Origin of the sequence: Methylorubrum thiocyanatum (genome assembly GCA_014138645.1) — a bacterium.
Taxonomy (GTDB): domain Bacteria; phylum Pseudomonadota; class Alphaproteobacteria; order Rhizobiales; family Beijerinckiaceae; genus Methylobacterium; species Methylobacterium thiocyanatum.
Map to the genome: position 1 here is coordinate 425,339 of JACJIB010000003.1, position 16,556 is coordinate 441,894.

Genomic DNA, 16,556 nt, shown 5'->3' on the forward strand with positions numbered 1-16,556 from the left:
TTCTCCGGCCGGCACGCGATGCCGGCCGATCCGATGATAGGCAGATCGGCCGACACCGCAAAGGTGGCCTGACGCGTCGCGAACGACGGCCTTCAGCGGCGCACCGCCTCCTGACTCAGGCCATTGTCGAGGAAGAGGCGGTAGGCCGGGTTGTCGGTCTCGTCGACGTAGGGGTAGGCGAGGGCTTCGAGGGCGGCCTCGAACCGGGGTCGCTCCGCCGCCGGCACCTCGATCCCGGCAAGCACCCGGCCATAATCGGCGCCGTGGTTGCGGTAGTGGAACAGGCTGATGTTGAAGCCGTCGCCCAACGCCTCCAAGAACTTCATCAGCGCGCCCGGCCGCTCGGGGAATTGGAAGCGGTAGAGCCGCTCGTCGGCGAGACCCTGGGCGCGCCCCCCCACCATGTAGCGGACATGCACCTTGGCCATCTCGTTGTCGCTCATGTCGGCGACGCGGTAGCCGGCGCTTTCCAGGGCCGCGATCAGGTCGCGCTTCTCGGGCTTGCCGCCCGGCAGGTTGATGCCGACGAAGATGCGCGCGTCGCTGCCCTGGGCATAGCGATAATTGAATTCGGTGATCGCGCGGGGACCGAGGGCGGCGATGAAGGCGCGGTAGGCGCCGGGCCGCTCGGGGATGGTGACGCCGAGCAGCACCTCGCGCTCCTCGCCGATTTCCGCCCGCTCGGCGATGTGGCGCAGGCGGTCGAAATTGAGGTTGGCGCCCGACGAGATCGCCACCAGCGGCCCCGTGCCGGGGTTCTGCGCCGCCCAGGCCTTGGCTCCGGCGAGACTCAGCGCCCCCGACGGCTCGGAGATCGCGCGGGTGTCGTCGAAGATGTCCTTGACCGCCGCGCACATCGCGTCGGTGTCGACGGTGATGACCGCGTCGAGATGCTCGCGGCAGAGGCGGAAGGTTTCCTCGCCCGCCTGCCGCACGGCGACGCCGTCGGCGAACAGGCCGACGGTGGGCAGGGTCACCCGCTCGCTGGCCCGGATCGCCTCGGCCATGGAGGCGGCGTCGTCCGGCTCGACGCCGATGACCTTGGTCTCGGGGCGCAGATACTTCACGAAGGTTGCGATGCCGGCCGCCAAGCCGCCGCCGCCGATGGGGACGAAGATCGCCTCGATCGGCCCCGTGTGCTGGTGCAGGATCTCCATGCCGATCGTGCCCTGGCCCGCGATCACCTCGGGATCGTCGAACGGGTGCAGGAAGGTCAGGCCCCACTGCGCCTCCAGGCGGCGCGCCTCGGCCAGGGCCTCGTCGAAGGCGTCGCCGTGCAGCACCACCTCGGCGCCCCGCGCCCGGCAGGCATCGACCTTGATGGCCGGCGTGGTGCGCGGCATCACGATGACCGCCCGCACCCCGAGCCGGGCCGCGCCGAGCGCCACGCCCTGCGCATGGTTGCCGGCCGAGGCGCAGATCACGCCGCGCTCCAACTGCTCGCGCGGCAGCGAGGCCATCTTGTTGTAGGCGCCGCGCAGCTTGAACGAGAAGACCGGCTGCAGGTCCTCGCGCTTGAGCAGAACGGGTCGGCCGAGCCGCTTCGTCAGACGCGGCATGGGGTCGAGCGGGCTCTCGATGGCCACGTCGTAGACGCGGGCGGAGAGGATCTTCTTGATGTAGTCGGTCACGGGCAGGCTTTCGGCCGCGTCATCGGGCAGGGCTTACCCGGGGACTTAGACCTTCCGCAGCCGGGATGCGAGGGGCGGGGCCGTCAGGGACCGTCCCGGCTCAGAGCCGGATCTCGGCATGGACCTGCGCCGGATCGAGGGGGAAGGCGAAGGCGGCGCCGATGCCGTCGCGGAAGATGCGCACCACCTGCGCCGCCGTGGCGCCGATGGTGATGCGGGCCCCGCTGGCGAGCGTATGGTCGAGGGCGAGCGCCGCGCCGGAGGCCGAGACGTTGATGAGACGGCCCGGCAGCACCCGTCCGTCCTCAAGGGTCACGAGCACGTCCTTACGCGCCGGGTTGATCCGCGGATGCGCGCGGGCCGATTCGAAGCTGCGCCCCTGCTCGCGGGACAGCGCCAGCATGGTGCGGGCGACCTCGGCCGCCCGCTGCCGCGAGGTCATCAGGCGAACAACGAAAAGGTTGTCGTCGACGCTGACGACGCGGGTTTCCACCTGGCCGATATAGCGGATGCTGCAGGTGAGCGACTCGTCGACCGCCGGCTCGAACGCCGAGCGGAAGGTGATGCCGTCGGGGGAGAGGTCCTGCGTCACTGCGTAGAAGTCGGCCTGCCGACGGCTCCAGCAGAGCGCCGGAAGGAACACCGTGCGAAGGTCAGAGGCGGGGCGCTCGGTCATGGTCTCACGTGTCGTCGTTTCGCAACACTGCCGGCACAGCCCTGAAGGGAAGACGGAAGAAACGCTTCGATTTTTCCAGGATTTTTCCGGCAATTCGTTGCGACGCAAGCAGAGCGGCGAATGCGCGGCTTCCTGACCTTGGTTTCACGCAGTCTCGCACGATGACAACGCGGGCACGGCGTCGATCCAGAAACTTTGCCCACAATCGAGACGGCAACAGACGAAATGTCAGATCTCGCCGCATGCTGAGGTCGGAGCGAACCCTTGCGACTGTAAAGCCGCTTGGCGCGCAACCGCGGTCCGAAAGGCGATCAAAGCTATCGGATCTGCAATTCATGCGGTCTCGTCAGAGCCGTCATGCATCGACGCCATAACACGCACGGATCGGACCAGCGGGCCTTCGCGGAATGGCTGGTTGTCAGCGGCCACCGGCTGCAGGCATGGTCGGTCCATGAGCGACATCATGAGCGACAGGCCGCCCGACAGCGAGCGAATCGCGCGCCTCGAGATCCGGCTGACGGAGCAGGAAGCGGTGATCGAGGATCTGAACGCAGCCCTCACCGCGCAGTGGACGGTGATCGACCGACTCACCCGGCAGCTCGGGCGGTTGCAGGAACAGGTCGAGGAGAGCGCCTTCCGAGCCGCCAGCGGTGCGCCGGAGCCGCCGCCGCCGCATTATTGACGGCGGATCGCGGATGATGGGGCCGACGGGGCGGAGGGTCTGATGCGTAGGACGGCTTTCAAGGGGCAGGAGCGATTGCGGCCTCTCGGCTCGTGCCTCGCAGCGCTACTCCTGTCCGCTGGCATCCTGCCGGCGGCTGCGTTCGAACGCGCACCGCTTCCCTCGGAGGCGCCGATGGAGCCGTGCCCGAGCCAGGGTGCGAACTTCTTCCGCATTCCCGGCACGACGACCTGACTGCGCCTGTCAGGCCGGGTCAGGGCCGGAATCGATGCCGGCCCGGGCCGCACCGCCGCCCCGGTGCAGGGTCGTGTCTCCGTCGATGCCCGCGGCAATTCAGCCCTGGGGCCCGTGCGCAGCTTCGTCCGGATCGAGGCCGGGGCACATTGAGCGGCGCGAGCCGGATCAGTCGTCGCGGTAGACCCGCTCGCGGCGCTCGTGCCGCTCCTGGGCTTCCAGGGACAGGGTCGCGATCGGTCGCGCGTCGAGCCGCTTGAGCGAGATCGGCTCGCCGGTCTCCTCGCAGAAGCCGTAGGACCCGTCCTCCAGCCGGGCGAGGGCCGCGTCGATCTTGCTCGTCAGCTTGCGCTGGCGGTCGCGGGCGCGCAGTTCGATGGCCCGGTCGGTCTCGGACGAGGCGCGGTCGGCGAGATCCGGATGGTTCTCGTTCTCGCTCTGGAGCGCCGTGAGCGTATCCTGCGCCTCGCGCAGAATCTCGCTCTTCCACGTGAGCAGCTTGCGCCGGAAGTACTCGCGCTGCCGCTCATTCATGAAGGGCTCGTCGTCGGAGGGCCTGTAGCCGTCCTCGATCGTGACCTTCGCCATCGTCTTTTCCTCGCGCTCCCTGCCGGTCAGCGGCGATCTTGGGCGAGGCTATAATCGAGCCGGGCAAGCTCCACAACGCGCGGATGCCGCCTCGCACCGTCTCGCGCAAAAAGCTCCCGCGCTGCGGCAAACACGACACGCTCAAGTCCCTCTCGATCCGACATCAGGTTGAGGGCGGACCGGCGAACGCACATGCGACAGCGCCCCCCTCGATCTCGCCTCGCGCGAGTCCCCAGGGCTCGATGCATCCGCCTCAGGGCGCGCGCCGCAGCCGGTCGATGGCAGCGGCGATCTCGTCCGTCAGCGGGCGCGCCAGGGCGTGCCGGTAATGGGTCTGGTCGAAGAACAGCGCCGGGTCGTGCAGGGCCGGCCGCTCCCGCCGCCCATCGACGAGGGCGCTGCGGTCGTGCCGCGCGAGCGCAGCGGCCATCGCCGCGCGACAGGCCGCCTCGGCGCGGGCCCGCGGCGTCCCGGGGCGCGGGATTCCGGCGGCGTAGACCGGCGGGAAGACCATGACGACGGCGGTCCCGGCCGGCAGCGCCGCCAGGGCGTCGCCGAGGCGTCCGGAAGCGGGGAAGTCCGGACCCGCCTGTCCCGGTGCGGCCGCGTCGGGGACCGGGGCCTCCCGCGCGGCGCGGAAGCGCTCGCCGTCGAGATCGCCGAGCCGGAGGTAATCCGGCTCGTAATCCCACCAGCCGTCCGCCGCCGCGCGCTTGCGGCGCGGGCCGAGGAGCCAGCCGATCCGGCCGACGACTTCCTGGGCCACGGAGAAGCGCAGCAGCCCGCGCAGATAGGCCAGCGTTTCGTCGCCGTAGAGCCAGAACGGGAACGGCTTTTCGTTCGGCAGAGCCGGATCGCTCGTGCACCAGAACTCGTCCACCGACAGGACGACGGCCTTCGGCTCCGGATGATGGCGCAGGAACCACGCCAGCAGGGCGAGCTGCTCGCCCGGTCCGGTCGCGGGCACGGAGAGCTGGACGAAGGGGATGCCGGTCGCCGCCGTCAGCCGCGCGGGCTCGACGAGCTGGATGTGGGAATTGCCGAAGATCGCGCCTGTAAAGGCCGGGTCGCGCCCGCGCGAGGCCGCGGCGGTGCGCGGGCCCTGCGGGCGCACGGCGCCGGCCGAGAACAGCGTCGAGCGGCCGCTGTCGTAGGGATCGACGAGGTAGGCCAGCGCGAGATAGCCGGCGAGCAGGCCGATCGCCATGCGGACGAACAGGCGCGCGAACCCCGCCCACATCCGTTCTCCGGCCCTGGTGGGACTCGATGCCATCTCAGAACTGGAAATAGATGAACTCGTAGTTCGCATCGTCCCCGATCTTGAGGAGCACGACGACGAACAGCACGGCGAAGGCGGCCGCGAGCCAGCGGCTCGGGGGCAGGCGGTGGACCGCCGCCCAGGCGGTCGGGCCGATCATCGCGACCGCGGCGGCGATGAGAATCGTCCGCCACTTGAAGCCCGAGCCCGTCGGCGCCAGCCCGAACAGCCCCTTGTAGATCGTCAGCGCCGCATCGAAGGAGGCGGCGCGGAACAGAACCCAGGTCAGGATCACGAACCCGGCGGTCAGCGCCCAGCCGAGCAGGTGCGGCATCCGCCCGCCCACCCGGCGCCACAGGACGCCGGCACCGAGGCCGAGCCCGTGGGCGGCGCCCCAGGCGACGAAGGTCAGCCCGGCTCCGTGCCACAGGCCGCCGAGCGTCATGGTGGCGAACAGCGCACCCACTTGGATGGCGAGCCCGCGGCGGTTTCCGCCCATGGCGATGTAGAGGTAGTCGCGCAGGAAGCGCGACAGCGTCATGTGCCAGCGCCGCCAGAAGTCGCGCAGGGAAGTGGCGCGATAGGGCACGTCGAAGTTCTGCGGCAGCACGATGCCGAACAGCAGCGCGAGGCCGAGCGCCATATCGGTGTAGCCGGAGAAGTCGAAATAGATCTGGAAGGTGAAACCGAGCGTCGCCTGCCACGCCTCGGCGACCGTCACCGCCTTGCCCGCGGCCGCCGCCTGGAACACCGGATTGACGTAGACCGAGAGCGGATCGCCGAGGAACACCTTCTTGGCGAGCCCCACGGTGAGCAGCATCACCCCGCGCCCGATCCGCTCGGCGGCGTCGGGGCGCGCGTAGGGCCGCTCCTCGAACTGGTGCATGATCTCGCTCCAGCGCACGAGCGGGCCGGCGAGAACCTGCGGGAAGAAGGCGATGTAGAGGGCGTAGCGGGTCAGCCCGAAGGACGGGGCACGTCCCGCCCTCAGGTCCGTCAGGTACATGATGTGGTGGAAGGTGAAGAACGAGATCCCGAGCGGCAGGGCGAGGTCGATCCGCGGCAGATCGAGACCCGGGATCAGGTCGGCGAGGTCGGTGAGAAAGCCGAGATACTTGAAGAGCCCCAGCACCGCGAGATTGGCCGCGAGCGCCGCGGGGAAGAGCCAGCCGGTTCGGTCCCGCGGCAGGGCGCGCGCGATCAGCCAGTTCACGCCGATGGAGCCGAGGAGCAGCGGCAGGAAGCGCCAGTCCCACCACGCGTAGAAGACGAAGGACAGCCCGACGAGGAGCGGCAGCCGCAAGTCCGGCCGGTAGCGCTCGGCGGCAGCGTGCAGCACCAGCGCGGCCGGCAGGAAGGCGAGCAGGAAGACGAAGGAGTTGAACAGCATCGCGGCGCGGCGAATCCCTATGCGTCCGGCGAGACCGGCGCGCGCCCGCTCACGCGGGCAGCCTTGTCGGGGATCGGAGCGGGGCCGTCAATCGCGGCGGGTCGGCGGGCGCGGGCGTGCTCATGCGCCTGCGGCGATGAGAGGAGATCGGGCCGCCGAGCAAGGTCAGGCGCGCGGCTTACGCGCGGCTCACGCCGATGTGCACAAGCTTCAACCCGACGATCGCCCGGGACCGCAGGGGCCTGAGCCAGTCAGCTTCGGTTCATCGAGACGGACCTAGTTTCGAGCATCGGCCGTATGCTTCGGCCCGAACGGAGAAATCGTACGATGACGCACGCGAAGGCGTTCGCATTGGCTGCGGTGATCGCCGGCAGCCTCGGTGTGGCGGGATCGGCCCAGGCGGCTCCCTTCAGCCCCGCCCCCCTCGCGACCGCAACGGACAACGCGCTCGTGGAGCGCACCGCCGGCGGCTGCGGGCCGGGCTTCCATCCCAATCCCTGGGGCATCTGCCGCCCGAACTGGGGACCGCGGCGCTACTGGGGCGGTCCGCCTCCCGGCTATTACCGCCCGCGGCCGTTCTACCGGCCCTACGGCTATTACCGCCCGCGGCCCTATTACTGGTAATCGACCGACGGATGATCGCTCGGGCCGGACCTCGACAGGGGTCCGGCCTTTTTCATTGGTCAAGCGCCTCGCACCGCTTCGAGCTTGGCCAGTTCCACGGCTGCGCGCAGCTCGATCTCGGCCACCAGCCCGTCGAGGCGCGGGTCGCCGCTCTCCGCCTTCCGCTCGGCGAGGCGGCCGGCGATGGCCTGAAGGTCGCGCGTCGCCACCCGGCCGCCGATCAGCGCGGCTTTCAGCCGGTCGAGTCCGTCGAGCAGATCGTGCCCGCGCTGTACGGAGCGGCGACGGCGCTCCTTCTGCGCCTCGGCCCCGTCCTGCCCCTGCAGCGTGAGGAGCGCGTCGAGCCCGGTCAGCATGCCGGTCTGGCTCGTGCCCGCGGTCGCGGCGCGGGGCGTCTCTCCCGTTTCGGTGGGAGCGAAGGCGCCCGGCGCGGCGGCGCGGCGGGTCGCGTTGAGCGCACCTGCGGCGGCGGCGGCAAAGCGTGGGTCGACGCGCATGAGGGTTCGAGACCTTTTCGCGCCCGCCGAGATACGGCGCGCGCTGAACGGTGAAGGAATCGGCCGCTACGGTTAAGCGCGGGTAAACAGCCCGGCAGAAGCTGCCGGGGCGGCAGGAAACGCGCCGGCCCGCCGCGCCGCCCAGACCCCGCCTCGCGAGACAAACAGCATCTATATCAAATGCTTAGCCGTTGGCACGGCCCTGGCTAGGATCGGTGCAGCGTGAAGACGCCGTCACCCGTCGCCGAGTTCCGATGCCCCTGCCTCGCTTGAACCCCATCCGCCATCTGGTCGCGGTGTTCGCCTGCCTGGCGGCGCTGCTGCCGCCGGCCCCGGCCAGCGCCCTGTCGCGGGTCAAGGATCTCGCCGCCGTCGAGGGCGTGCGCACCAACCAGCTCGTCGGCTACGGCATCGTGGTCGGCCTCAACGGCACCGGCGACACGCTCAACAACATCCCCTTCACCAAGCAGTCGCTGCAAGCGATGCTGGAGCGGCTCGGCATCAACACCCGCGGCGCGACGATGCGCACCCAGAACCTCGCGGCGGTGATGGTGACGGCCAATCTCCCCCCTTTCGCGACCCAGGGCACGCATATCGACGTGACGGTCTCCTCGCTGGGCGACGCCAAGTCGCTCCAGGGCGGCACCCTGGTGGCGACCTCGCTCCTCGGCGCCGACGGCGAGATCTACGCCTTGGCGCAGGGCTCGGTGGCGATCGCCGGCTTCGCGGCGGAGGGCGAAGCCGCCAAGATCACCCGCGGCGTGCCGACCAACGGGCGCATCTCCAACGGCGCGCTGATCGAGCGCGAGATGGCGTTCAAGCTCAACGAGGCGCGCTCGCTTCGCCTCTCGCTGCGCAACCCCGACTTCACCACCGCCAAACGCATCGCCTCGGCGATCAACGACTTCATGGGCGCCGACACTGCCGAGCCGACCGACCCGGCGACGATCACGCTCCAGATCCCGGCCAAGTACCGCGGCAACATGATCCGCCTCATCACCGAGGTGGAGCAGCTCAAGGTCGAGCCCGACCAGACCGCGCGGGTCGTGGTCGACGAGCGCTCCGGCATCATCGTGATGGGCCGCGACGTGCGCGTCTCCACGGTCGCCATCGCCCAGGGCAACCTGACGGTGACGATCACCGAGCAGCCGATGGTGAGCCAGCCCGCGCCGCTGTCGAACGGCCAGACCGCGATCGTGCCGCGCACCGGCGTGAAGGTTGATACCGGCGACGGCAACAAGCTCGCCTTGGTCAAGGAGGGCGTCAGCCTGCGCGAACTCGTCGATGGCCTGAACGCGCTCGGCGTAGGCCCGCGCGACCTGATCTCGATCCTCCAGGCGATCAAGACGGCCGGCGCGCTCCAGGCCGATATCGAGCTGATGTGATTTCGTCCCAAGCGGAGACCGCCTCCATGCTGCCCCTCGCAACCTTCGCCGCCTCCGCCGCCGTCGGCGTCGGCAAGAGCCTGATCGGCTCGCTCGCCAAGACCGATGCCGAGACCATGGACACGGCCAAGGCCACCGCCTCGGCGAAAGCCCGCAAGACGGCGGACGACTTCGAGAAGATGTTCCTGGAGGACAGCCTGGAGCGGCTGACCCAGAGCGCGGGCACGGAAGGGCCGCTGGGCGAGAACGGCACCGGCGGCGGCGTCTGGCGCTCGATGCTGACCAAGGAATACGCCAACGCCATCGTGAAGACCGGCGGCGTCGGCATCAGCAACCAGGTCTATTCCGAGATGATGCGCATGCAGGAGGCGGGCGGTGGCCGCTGATCGGACCCTTCCCCTCCGCATCGCCGACCGCGCGGCCGCGCTCGGCTTCGTGAAGGATCTGCTCGCCACCATGGACGCGCTGGAAGGCGTGCTCGCCCGCGAGAGCGAGGGCGTGCGGGCCGGGCGGATCGCGCAGGCGCTGGCGGAAGCCGCGCCGAAATCCGAGCTCGCCTCCGCTTACATGAACGGCCTGGAGGCGGCCAAGGCCAACGCCATCGCGCTCGCCCGATTCGCGCCGGAGGGGGTGGAGGCGCTGAAGGCGGCCCAGCACCGCTTCGCCGCCGCGGTCGAGACCAACCAGCAGGTGCTCGCCACCGCCCGCGCCGTCTCCGAAGGGCTGGTGAAGACGCTCGCCGAGGAGGTCGCCAAGACCCGCACGCCGACCGTCTACGGCCGCCCCTCGGTCTCGCCTTCGCCCTACGGCCGTGGCGCGCAGGGCGGGCCGCTGGTGTTTTCGCGCAGCCTCTGAAGAGACGGCGTTCAAAGAGATCGGGACCGCATCCCTTCATGGTTTCGTAACGACGATCCGATCTTGTGGTTGTAGCGCCTCGACGCGGCGGACGACCCCGGCCTCCTCTCGGCGCCTTGCTGCAGGCGACCGAGGCGAACCGTCGATGTCGAGGATCACCACGAACCGCGAGCCGAGCCTCCCCCTGTTTCAGCGCGGGGCTCTTCCCGCGAAGAACGCGGGCATCTCGGATCGCTTATCTCAGGGCGGCAAGTCGGCCGCCGATCCCGCCGCGACCGTGCATCTTTCCGACAAGGCGAAGGCGGCGGCGGATACGCTCAAGGCCGATCAGGAGGCCGCCGCGATCGCGGCCCGGTCCTTCGACGAGCACCTCAAGGTCCGCTCCGATGCCTTCGCCGCCAAGCTCGGCGCGGCCTTCAAGCGGGAGGGCATTCCCCTCGACGATCCGATCGCGCTTCGGGTCGAATCCGGGACGCTCGTCACCGACAGCCCCTATCGCAAGAAGGTCGAGAAGGTCCTCAAGGAGGATCCGGAGCTTGCGAAGGAGTTCGAAGCCATCGCCTCCCTCAAATCCATGCGGGCCGCACAGAAGTCGCTCGAACTCTACAACGACGAGAAGAAGAGCGCCCGAAGCCAGGACGAGCAGGATCGGGCCTATGGCCGGTACACGACCCGGATGCTCGACATCCAGCGCCTCTCCGGCACGATGGTGCTCGAGGACGGCGCCTTCACCTCGGCGGCCGAGGATTACATGGCGGTGATGTCCGGCGAGCGCATTGCCACGAGCGCCGATCCGCGGAAGGACGTGCTGAAGCGCTACGATTCAATCCTGGCGGCGGGCCGATAGCGGGCGGCAAATAATCCGCACTTGGCGCGGCCCGAAAGACTACGATCTTATGCCGTCACGGACGTTCCTATCCGATTCGACCGCATGATCTTGCGAAATCGACCGAAGATCCGACCGACTGGAACTTCCGTCCTGCGTGCCACTTGCCTCCGAACACAATGTTCGGAGGAAATGCCCATGTCGAACGACGTCCTCATTCCGTTGCTGGCAATCGTGACCATTGTCCTCGTCGCGGGCTTCGCGATCTGGCAGCGCGGCCGGGTGGCGCAGTCGAAGAACGATCCGCGCCGCTCCGCCTTCACCCAGGCCCACGGCGACGCGCCGCGGCCGAACCGGCCCGGCACCGAGCACTGACGCGCCCGACCGCGTGGCGGGGCCCGCTTGCCCCGTCCGATCAGAACGGCAGCAGGATATCGACGAGCTGCTGGCCGTAGCGGGGCTGCTGCACGTCGGTGATCTGGCCGCGGCCGCCATAGGCGATACGGGCCTGGGCGATCTTGGTCGAATCGATGGTGTTGTCCGATTCGATGTCCTCGGGCCGCACCACGCCGGCGACGATCAGCTCGCGCACCTCGAAGTTGATCCGGATCTCCTGCTTGCCCTCGACCACGAGGTTGCCGTTGGGCAGCACCTGCGTGACCACGGCCGCGACGTTGGTGGTCACCGTCTCGGCGCGCTGCACCGAGCCCGCCCCGTCGCTCGACGAGGTGGAGGAGCCGTTGATGAGCTTGTCCGGGCTGATGCCGGCCGCCGCCACGCCCGCACTGTTCTCCAGGCCGAAGGCGTTGGGCAGGCCGAACCCCTCCGCATTGGTGCGCGAGCGCTTGGTCTCGTTGTTGAGGTTGGCCCGGTCGGTGACGTTGACCTTGACGGTGAGCAGGTCGCCGATGCGCGCGGCGCGCTGATCCTTGAAGAAGGCGCGCGATCCGGTGCGCCACAGGGAGTTCGGCGCATAGGAGACGGGCGCCACGTCCGGCATCGCCATGCGCACCGGCCGGTATCCGGGCTGGGCGGTCGGGTCCTCGATCGCCGAGAGCGTCGGCGTCGCGCCGACCTGCGAGAGGCGATCCACGGTGTTGCAGGCGCCGAGCGGCGCGAGCGCCAGGATCACGGCGAGGCGGGAAAGGCGGGGACGGCGAGCGGTCATCGGAAGGGGTCCGGCGCTGGCGGGAAGGGTTAGGGTGAGAGGCGGGCCTTACGGGGCCGCGCTGGCCTGGAGCACGGGCTGGGGCTGCGGCGCGGGGCTCACCGAGACCCGGCCGGGGCCGATCACCACGGCCTGGAGCACCTTCTTCGAGGCGCCGTTGGTCACCGAGACGCTGGCGCCGAGCCGGCCGCTCTCGTTGGCGACGCCGCGCATCGACAGCGACACGCCGGGCGTCTCGAACACGATGGCGACGCTGTCGCCGCGGGCGACGAGGTCGGGCGGCGCCACGTCGCCTGAGCGCAGGACCGAGCCGGCGCTCAAGGGCCGCTGCGCCACTTGGCCGACGACGAGGCTCGGCGCGCCCTGTACGTCGGCGGGTACGGCATCGCGCGGGCGGCGCTCCAGGGTGAGGTCGGCGCTGGCGACCGCCTCGCCGCGGTTGAGGCTGCGGGTCAGCACCGCCACTTCGCGGGTCTCGACCGCGACGCCGCCAACCCGGAGCGAGGCTTGGCGCTCGCCCAGCACGATCAGGCCGGCGACCCGGCGCGTGCGGGGATCGAAGGTGACATCGACCGCCACCGCCTGGCCGTCGAGGTCGAGCGGGGCGAGCAGCACCGGCGCGTCGCCGTCGAGCCGCACGGACAGCGCCTTGGCGTCGAGGCCGTAGCCGGTCTCCAGAGCCCGCTTCAGGGCGGCCTCGATCTCCGGCGGTCCGACCCGGCGGGCGGCGCGCTGCACCGTCACCTGCACCCGACCGCCGGTCTCGATGCCGGTGAGGCCGAGGGCGGCGACGGACTCGATGATGCGGCGGGCCTGGATCGTGCCGATCGACCCGAGCGCCGGGGCGCGGAACAGCGGGCGGGCGGCGAGTTCGGCCGGCACGCCCTCGACGAGGTCGCCGAGGCTGAGAGTGTCGCCGCGCGCGGTCACGTCCCCGCGCAGGCGCAGTGTTGTGCCGGCGGCCATCAGCGGCAGGGCGAACAGGGTCATCGCCATGAAGGCGGCGAGCGCGAACAGCGTCCGGCCGATCGTGCCGCGGGAGAGCGGGGTGACGGCGAGCGGAGCGGCGGGGCGGATCGGCCTGAGGGCGTGCATCACGGGTCCGATCCTCAGCCGCGGAACATCTGCGAGGTGGTGGAGAGCATCTGGTCGGCGGCGGTGACGACCTTGGAGTTCATCTCGTAGGCGCGCTGCGCCGCGATCAGGGACGAGATCTCGGTGACCGCGTTGACGTTGGCCTCTTCGAGCCAGTTCTGCTGCAGGTTGCCGAAGCCCTCGGATCCCGGCAGGCCGGTGATGGCCGGGCCGGAGGCCGCGGTCTCGACGAAGAGGTTGTCGCCGATCGATTCGAGGCCGACCTTGTTGACGAAGCGGGCGAGCTGGAACTGGCCGAGCGCCTGCGGCGCGGTCTGGCCCGGCAGCGTCGCCTGCACCGCGCCGGTGGCCGAGATCGTCACCGAGGTCGCGGTGTTGGGCACAGTGACGCCGGGATCGAGCAGGTAGCCGTCGCGGGTCACGAGTTGGCCCTGCGCGTCGAGGTCGAACGAGCCGTCGCGGGTGTAGGCGTTGCGTCCGTCGGGCAGGCGGACGCGGAACAGGCCCTCGCCGCGGATCGCGACGTCGTAGTCCTTGTCCGTCTGGGCCAGCGGCCCCTGCGACATGGCCCGCGCCGTCGAGGTGGTCTTCACGCCCGAACCCAGGGCAAGGCCGGCGGGCAGGATCGTGTTCTGGTCCGAGGTCGAGGAGCCGGAGCGGCGCAGGTTCTGGTAGAGCAGATCCTGGAAATGCACCTGCTGGCGCTTGTAGCCGGTGGTGCGCAGGTTCGCGATGTTGTTCGAGATGACCTGGACGTTGAGTTCCTGGGCCGCCATGCCCGTGGCGGCGGCGTAGAGGGCGCGCATCGGCGTCGGTCCTTAGAGCCGGAAGATCAGGCGACGTCGGCGAGACGGCGGATCGCCGTGCCGCGCAGGTCGTCGAGGCGCGAGATCACGCTCGAGACCATCGTGTAGGTGCGGTTCACGTCCATCAGCCGGGTCATCTCGACGACCGGCTTCACGTTGGAGCGCTCCAGGGCACCGGGCTCCAGATGCTGGCCGGGGCCGGCCGCCCGGGCCGGCGCATCCGACGAGAACAGGTTGGCGCCTTCCGACTTCAGCGCCTGCGGGTTGGCGAATGTGACGAGGCGCAGCCGCCCGCGGATGCCGAGATTGGTCGAGACCGTGCCGTCGGGGGCGATGGAGAGCCCCGTCTCCTGCTGGCCGATGGTGATCGGGCCGCCGTCGCCCTGCACCGCGTATCCGTCCGAGGTGACGAGGTTGCCCTGCGCGTTGAGTTCAAAAGCGCCGTTTCGGGTATAGCGCACCCCCTGCGGCGTCTGGACGGCGAGGAAGGCGTCGCCGCGCAGCGCGACGTGCATCGGGTTGCCGTCGGGCTCCACCGGCCCCTGCGTGAGGTCGAGCGGCGTGCCCTGGTCGATGACGTAGGAGAGGCGGCGGTCCGAGCGCTGGAAGCTGTCGGCCGAGGCCACCGGCATCAGGTATTCCTGGAAGCGTGCGGAGCGCGCCTTGAAGCCCGTGGTCGAGACGTTGGCCATGTTGTTGGCGATGACGTCGAGTTCGCGGGCGAGCGCGGCCTGGGCGGAGACTCCGACGAAGAGCGCGTTCTGCATGGTGTGCCTCGGGTGGCGACGGGTTCGTGCTCACCACCGCAGGGGACGTGCCAACCGCCGCCGTTTCGTTTTTACCTTAACAGGCAGTTACTTGCCGTAATTTCGCCGGCGAGGGGGCGCCGGGCCGCCGCGGGTCGGCGGCAAGTCCGACCCGGCAAGTTCTGCCGGCTTAACCGAGGGTTAACCACGTCGGCGGAGAAGGAAGGGAAGGGGATTGCGCCTCGCGCGCGGCCCCGCCCCATCGGTCCGATCCGGATTGCCGACGAGCTGCTCATGGCCAAGAAGCCGAAGAAGGCACCCGCTGCCGAGGGCGAAGAAGGCTCCGCGGAAGCGCCGAAGTCCAAGAAGAAGCTCATCATCATCGCCGCCGCGGTTCTGCTGCTCGGCGGCGGCGGGGGCGGCTTCATGTTCATGAAGAGCCGGGCGGCGCATGCCGACGCTCACGGCGAGCATGCGGGCGAGAAGGTCGATCCGAAGGCGCAGGCCGTATTCCTCGACATGCGTGACATGATGGTCAACCTCAGCCCCGATCCGGGGGCGACCAAGGCCAACGTGCTCAAGCTGCGCGTCGCGCTGGAATTGAAGGACGCCAAGGTCGAATCGACGGTCAAGCCGCTGATGCCGCGGGTCGAGGACGCGTTCCAGACCTACCTGCGCGAGATCCGGGCAAGCGACTTGGCCGGATCCGCCGGCCTGTACCGCCTGCGCGAGGAATTGCTGCGGCGGGTCAACATCGCGCTGCATCCGGCCAAGGCCGAGGCGGTGCTGTTCAAGGACGTGATCGTCCAGTGAACGGCGCCCTTCCTGCGAAACCCCGACGCTCCACGACAATCGCGAGCACGCGACAGGCATGACCGGACCCGAGGACGAGCTGGAGGACGATTGGGCGGCCGCCTTCGCCGAGCAGGGCGCCGACGGCGGCGGCGACGCCTCGCTCGCCGAGGAATGGGGCGCGGCGCTCGCCGAGCAGGGCACGACCAAGAGCGCGGGCGACGTCGCCGCCGAATGGGCGACGATGATCGAGGACGGGGAGACCGAGAATCTCCCCGAACTCGCCGGCAACGACCGCATCCTGAACCAGGACGAGATCGACGGCGTCCTCGGCTTCTCGCTGCGCGAACTCTCCGCCTCGGGCGCGGGGGGCGTGCGCGCCATCGTCGATTCGGGCGTCGTTCAGTACGAACGCCTGCCGATGCTGGAAATCGTCTTCGACCGGATGATCCGGTTGCTGTCGACGTCCTTGCGCAACTTCTTCCAGGACAACGTCGAGGTGACGCTCGACAACATCACCTCGGTCCGGTTCGGCGACTACCTCAACGCGATCCCGCTCCCGACGCTGCTCGGCGTGTTCAAGGCCGATTCCTGGGAAGGATCGGGCCTCGTCACCGTGGAGCAGACGCTGGCCTACTCGACCATGGACCTGCTGCTCGGGGGCAAGCGCGGCGGCTCGTCGAGCCGGCTGGACGGACGGCCCTTCACCACGATCGAAATGAGCCTCGTGCGCCGCCTCGTGGAGATCATCCTCACGGATCTGGAGATGTCGTTCCAGCCGCTCTCGCCGGTGCGGTTCGGGATCGACCGGATCGAGACCAACCCGCGCTTCGCCACCATCACCCGGCCCGGCAACGCCGCGATCCTGATCACGCTCAAGCTCGACATGGACGGGCGCGGCGGCGGGATGCAGATCCTGTTCCCCTACGCCACCGTCGAGCCGATCCGCGACCTGCTGATGCAGAGCTTCATGGGCGAACGGCTCGGGCGCGATCAGGTCTGGGAGAGCCATCTGGCCACCGAGATCTGGCAGGCGGACGTGGAGATGGAGGCGGTGCTGCACGAGGTGACGCTGCCGCTGAAGCGTGTGCTCAACCTCAAGGTCGGCGACACGCTGATGTTCGACCGCAAGCCCAGCGACCTCATCACCGTGCGCTGCGGCGACTGGGCGCTGACGCAGGGGCGGATCGGCCGGATCGACGACGCCATCGCGGTGCAGGTCGCGCGGCCGCTGCGGCAGTCCCGCACAACGCTGCAGGCCTACGAAATCTCGATGCAGAACCGCAACGACGGCTGAGCGGCA

At 69.7% G+C, this 16,556-nt stretch carries 19 protein-coding genes; 9 read left to right on the plus strand and 10 right to left on the minus strand.

The annotated features are described in order from the left end of the window. Window positions 1-92: 92 nt before the first annotated feature. On the minus strand, window positions 93-1,631 hold the full coding sequence (gene ilvA, locus HNR51_RS09555; RefSeq protein ID WP_012455091.1) for a threonine ammonia-lyase, biosynthetic: 1,539 nt from the start codon (window positions 1,629-1,631) through the stop codon (window positions 93-95). Window positions 1,632-1,731: 100 nt separating this feature from the next. Next, window positions 1,732-2,307 carry a PilZ domain-containing protein gene (locus tag HNR51_RS09560; protein WP_012455092.1) on the minus strand — a complete coding sequence of 192 codons (576 nt, stop codon included), beginning with the start codon at window positions 2,305-2,307 and terminating at the stop codon, window positions 1,732-1,734. Between the two features lie 463 nt (window positions 2,308-2,770). Here HNR51_RS09560 and HNR51_RS09565 point away from each other — a divergent pair, with 463 nt between their 5' ends. Beyond that, window positions 2,771-2,989 (plus strand): SlyX family protein, encoded by a 219-nt coding sequence (locus HNR51_RS09565; protein ID WP_182554787.1) that lies wholly within the window; start codon window positions 2,771-2,773, stop codon window positions 2,987-2,989. Between the two features lie 402 nt (window positions 2,990-3,391). Here HNR51_RS09565 and dksA read toward each other — a convergent pair whose 3' ends face one another. From dksA to HNR51_RS09580, 3 genes are all read right to left on the minus strand, one after another. After that, window positions 3,392-3,811 carry an RNA polymerase-binding protein DksA gene (gene dksA, locus HNR51_RS09570; RefSeq protein ID WP_012455095.1) on the minus strand — a complete coding sequence of 140 codons (420 nt, stop codon included), beginning with the start codon at window positions 3,809-3,811 and terminating at the stop codon, window positions 3,392-3,394. A 253-nt stretch (window positions 3,812-4,064) separates the two neighbouring features. Then, the gene (locus tag HNR51_RS09575) at window positions 4,065-5,051 is read right to left on the minus strand and encodes a hypothetical protein (RefSeq protein WP_239681669.1); all 987 of its coding nucleotides are present in this window, start codon (window positions 5,049-5,051) and stop codon (window positions 4,065-4,067) included. 34 nt (window positions 5,052-5,085) lie between these two features. After that, window positions 5,086-6,459: an MBOAT family O-acyltransferase gene (locus HNR51_RS09580; RefSeq protein WP_182554789.1), complete on the minus strand. Its 1,374-nt coding sequence runs from the start codon at window positions 6,457-6,459 to the stop codon at window positions 5,086-5,088. Between the two features lie 327 nt (window positions 6,460-6,786). Here HNR51_RS09580 and HNR51_RS09585 point away from each other — a divergent pair, with 327 nt between their 5' ends. After that, window positions 6,787-7,083 carry a GCG_CRPN prefix-to-repeats domain-containing protein gene (locus HNR51_RS09585; protein ID WP_017486294.1) on the plus strand — a complete coding sequence of 99 codons (297 nt, stop codon included), beginning with the start codon at window positions 6,787-6,789 and terminating at the stop codon, window positions 7,081-7,083. A 59-nt stretch (window positions 7,084-7,142) separates the two neighbouring features. Here HNR51_RS09585 and HNR51_RS09590 read toward each other — a convergent pair whose 3' ends face one another. Next, on the minus strand, window positions 7,143-7,580 hold the full coding sequence (locus HNR51_RS09590) for a flagellar assembly protein FliX (protein ID WP_141951904.1): 438 nt from the start codon (window positions 7,578-7,580) through the stop codon (window positions 7,143-7,145). A 260-nt stretch (window positions 7,581-7,840) separates the two neighbouring features. Here HNR51_RS09590 and HNR51_RS09595 point away from each other — a divergent pair, with 260 nt between their 5' ends. The 5 genes from HNR51_RS09595 to HNR51_RS09615 all read left to right on the plus strand — a co-directional run bounded on the left by HNR51_RS09595 (window position 7,841) and on the right by HNR51_RS09615 (window position 11,021). Next, entirely contained in the window at window positions 7,841-8,965 is a 1,125-nt protein-coding gene (locus HNR51_RS09595; RefSeq protein ID WP_373325229.1) for a flagellar basal body P-ring protein FlgI, read from the plus strand. A gap of 26 nt (window positions 8,966-8,991) precedes the next feature. Continuing rightward, complete coding sequence (locus tag HNR51_RS09600; protein WP_182554790.1) at window positions 8,992-9,351, plus strand: rod-binding protein; 360 nt, start codon at window positions 8,992-8,994, stop codon at window positions 9,349-9,351. Continuing rightward, window positions 9,341-9,820 carry a hypothetical protein gene (locus HNR51_RS09605; RefSeq protein WP_182554791.1) on the plus strand — a complete coding sequence of 160 codons (480 nt, stop codon included), beginning with the start codon at window positions 9,341-9,343 and terminating at the stop codon, window positions 9,818-9,820. Before HNR51_RS09600 ends, HNR51_RS09605 begins: the two co-directional genes overlap by 11 nt. A 145-nt stretch (window positions 9,821-9,965) precedes the next feature. After that, window positions 9,966-10,667, plus strand: coding sequence for a hypothetical protein (locus tag HNR51_RS09610; protein WP_182554792.1), 702 nt, complete (start codon window positions 9,966-9,968; stop codon window positions 10,665-10,667). Window positions 10,668-10,844: 177 nt separating this feature from the next. Then, window positions 10,845-11,021 (plus strand): hypothetical protein, encoded by a 177-nt coding sequence (locus HNR51_RS09615; protein WP_012455110.1) that lies wholly within the window; start codon window positions 10,845-10,847, stop codon window positions 11,019-11,021. A gap of 40 nt (window positions 11,022-11,061) precedes the next feature. Here HNR51_RS09615 and flgH read toward each other — a convergent pair whose 3' ends face one another. The 4 genes from flgH to flgF are packed head-to-tail and all read right to left on the minus strand — an operon-like array spanning window position 11,062 to window position 14,482. Continuing rightward, window positions 11,062-11,814, minus strand: coding sequence for a flagellar basal body L-ring protein FlgH (gene flgH, locus HNR51_RS09620; RefSeq protein WP_182554793.1), 753 nt, complete (start codon window positions 11,812-11,814; stop codon window positions 11,062-11,064). Window positions 11,815-11,862: 48 nt separating this feature from the next. After that, on the minus strand, window positions 11,863-12,909 hold the full coding sequence (gene flgA / locus HNR51_RS09625) for a flagellar basal body P-ring formation chaperone FlgA (protein ID WP_182554794.1): 1,047 nt from the start codon (window positions 12,907-12,909) through the stop codon (window positions 11,863-11,865). A 14-nt stretch (window positions 12,910-12,923) separates the two neighbouring features. Beyond that, a complete protein-coding gene (flgG, locus tag HNR51_RS09630; protein ID WP_012455113.1) occupies window positions 12,924-13,715 on the minus strand; it encodes a flagellar basal-body rod protein FlgG in 792 nt (263 codons plus the stop codon). A gap of 26 nt (window positions 13,716-13,741) precedes the next feature. Beyond that, on the minus strand, window positions 13,742-14,482 hold the full coding sequence (gene flgF / locus HNR51_RS09635; RefSeq protein WP_012455114.1) for a flagellar basal-body rod protein FlgF: 741 nt from the start codon (window positions 14,480-14,482) through the stop codon (window positions 13,742-13,744). A gap of 273 nt (window positions 14,483-14,755) precedes the next feature. On the opposite strand from flgF, the gene fliL reads away from it, so the two are divergent. Together fliL and fliM are read left to right on the plus strand one after the other, a co-directional pair. Further along, window positions 14,756-15,274, plus strand: coding sequence for a flagellar basal body-associated protein FliL (fliL, locus tag HNR51_RS09640; protein ID WP_041372044.1), 519 nt, complete (start codon window positions 14,756-14,758; stop codon window positions 15,272-15,274). A 58-nt stretch (window positions 15,275-15,332) separates the two neighbouring features. Next, complete coding sequence (gene fliM / locus HNR51_RS09645) at window positions 15,333-16,550, plus strand: flagellar motor switch protein FliM (RefSeq protein WP_012455116.1); 1,218 nt, start codon at window positions 15,333-15,335, stop codon at window positions 16,548-16,550. The last annotated feature ends 6 nt before the right edge of the window (window positions 16,551-16,556 follow it).